This window comes from Actinosynnema sp. (genome assembly GCF_052038725.1).
Genome location: NZ_JBQGCX010000689.1, coordinates 1 through 2,228 on the forward strand (window position 1 = coordinate 1; position 2,228 = coordinate 2,228).

The following is a 2,228-nucleotide window of genomic DNA, read 5'->3' on the forward strand; positions in this document are numbered from 1 at the left end:
CGGCCAACCCGACGGGCAGCCGGGTCGTGCCGGAGGGCACGACGACGGTGAAGATCCCGGTGAGCACCCGCCGCGTCGCGGTCGACACGCCGGTGACGTTCACCGGCCAGGTGGTGTGGGTCGGCGACCGCCTGACCGACGTGCTGACCGTATACGGCGGCTGACCGGCGTGCTGCGGGCGCGGGCGAACGCGCCCGCAGCACGGTCAGTCCACAGAGGACGGTCGGCTTCCTGGCGCCGGGGGAGGCGGAGCAGCCGCACCCCGCCCCACGCGCCGGGCAGCGTCGTCGGGCTGGAGCGCCGTCACTGGCCCGGCCCGCGCGGACGAGGTCCGGGGCGTGCGCCGCGGACCGGGCTCACTGCACCCAGGCGCTGTTGGCCGCGATGCTCAGCTCGGACTGGCTGGAGCCCGCGTCGACCGGGTACGGGTGGCCGGTGCAGTCGTCGGTGAGGAACAGCGCCATGGTCCTGGTGGAGGTGTTGACCGCCGAGCGGGCCCGCTCGCCCCAGCCGTGCTCGACCAGGTCGACGCAGGTGGCGGTGCCGGGCGGGAACAGGGAGGCGGTGAAGCGGGTCCCGGTGAAGCCGGTCCGGTCCCACAGGCAGAGCGTGCCCGCGAACTCGCAGGTCGCCAGCGCCTCGGCGTCCGCGACGGCGGTGGCCGCGTGCGCGCCGGGTGCGGCGGCGAGCGCGAGCAGAGCGGCGGCGAGCGCGGCGATCGGCTTGCTGGTGGTCATCGCTTCTCCTTGTCCTGCGACGGGTGCGCGCAGCGGCGAGGTCGCCCACCGGTTTCCCTTGCGCTCTGACGAGACCACCGCGCGGCGGGCGCGTCAAGGCAGGCCCCGGAGGGGTGTTCGCCGCGCATCGGGAAGGCGAACCCGGCGTCGGGCGTGGTCCGGGCACCGGGTGGAAAACGGTTTCCACGCTGACGCTCCCCTGCGCTAGCGTCACCAGCCGCCGCAGCGGATCGCGGGGAACCGGGGGCCTGGGACTCATGGCGTCGACGCGGAGCAGGGGCGGTCCGGCGCTGATCGCGGCGCTGGTGGTGGACTCGGTGGGCAACGGGATGTTCGTGCCGCTGGCGCTGCTGTTCTTCACCAGGCTCACCGAGGTGCCGCTCACCCTGATCGGGGTGTTGGTGAGCCTGGCGAACGCGCTCACCCTGCCGATCCCGGTGCTGGCGGGCTGGCTGGCCGACCGGGTCGGGCCGCTGCCGCTGGTGGTGGGCGCGCAGTTCGCGCAGGGGCTGGGATACCTGGCCTACCCGGCGGTGGACGGGCCTGCGGGGATCTTCCTGAGCTCCGGGCTGGTGGCGGTCGGCGTGCGGGTCTTCTGGTCGAGCGTGTTCTCCGCCGTCGCGGACTTCGCCGACGGCAGCACCAGGGCGATGAGCAAGGACCAGTGGTTCGCCTGGGCGAACATGGCCCGCACGGCGGGGCTGGGCGTCGGCGGGCTGGTCACGGCGGTGGTGGTCACCTCCGACGACGACGCCGTCCACCGGGGCGTCGCGGTCGGCTCGGCGGCGTGCTACCTGCTGGCGGGGGCGGCGATCGGGGCGTTCGTGCGCGCGCCGAGGCGGGAGCGCGAGGCGGCGGGCGACGGCGGGTACCGGGCGATGCTGCGCGACCGGCCGTTCCTGGCGCTCACCGGGATCAACTCGGTGTTCGCGATGACCAGCCTGATGCTGGCGCTCGGGCTGCCGGTCTTCGTGGTGGAGGCGCTGCGGGCGCCCGCGTGGCTGGCGCCGGTGGTGCTGGTGGGCAACACGCTGGTGCTGTCGCTGCTGGCCGCGCCCGTGGTGCGGCGGTTGGCCCCGTTCCGGCGGACCAGGGTGCTGGTGGCCGCCGCCGCGCTGTGGGCGGGGTGGTGCCTGCTGTTCGCGGCGCTCGGGCCGGGACGCCTGCTCTGGGTGCTCCCGGTGCTGCTGGTGGCGACGGCGCTGTTCACGGCGGCGGAGCTGGTGCACGCGCCGGTGTCGATGGCGCTGGCCACGGCGCTGGCCCCGCCGTCCGCGCGGGGGCGGTACCTGGCCTCGTTCCAGTACTCGTTCACCGCGGCGGGCATCGTGGGGCCCGCGTTCTTCACGTCGCTGTTCGAGGTGCGGCACTGGTTGCCGTGGCTGGCGCTGGCGGCGGTGAACGGGCTGGCGGGGGCGGCGGTGCTGCGATTGGAGCGGGTGGTCCCGGCGGCGGGGGGGGGGGGGCGCGGGCGGGGGGCGGCCCCCCCCC

At 75.6% G+C, this 2,228-nt stretch carries 2 protein-coding genes; one reads left to right on the forward strand and one right to left on the reverse strand.

Annotation, left to right across the window (positions count from 1 at the left end):
* Window positions 1–356: 356 nt before the first annotated feature.
* Window positions 357–737, reverse strand: coding sequence for a peptidase inhibitor family I36 protein (locus ACTUAL_RS14510; RefSeq protein WP_440900612.1), 381 nt, complete (start codon window positions 735–737; stop codon window positions 357–359).
* A 257-nt stretch (window positions 738–994) separates the two neighbouring features.
* Here ACTUAL_RS14510 and ACTUAL_RS14515 point away from each other — a divergent pair.
* A partial coding sequence (locus tag ACTUAL_RS14515) for an MFS transporter (RefSeq protein WP_440900613.1) occupies window positions 995–2,228 on the forward strand: 1,234 nt, incomplete at its 3' end.

Excerpts from the sequence above, each read along its gene's own strand:
- ACTUAL_RS14510 (WP_440900612.1), bottom strand. The coding sequence starts at position 737 with ATGACCACCAGCAAGCCGATCGCCGCGCTCGCCGCCGCTCTGCTCGCG.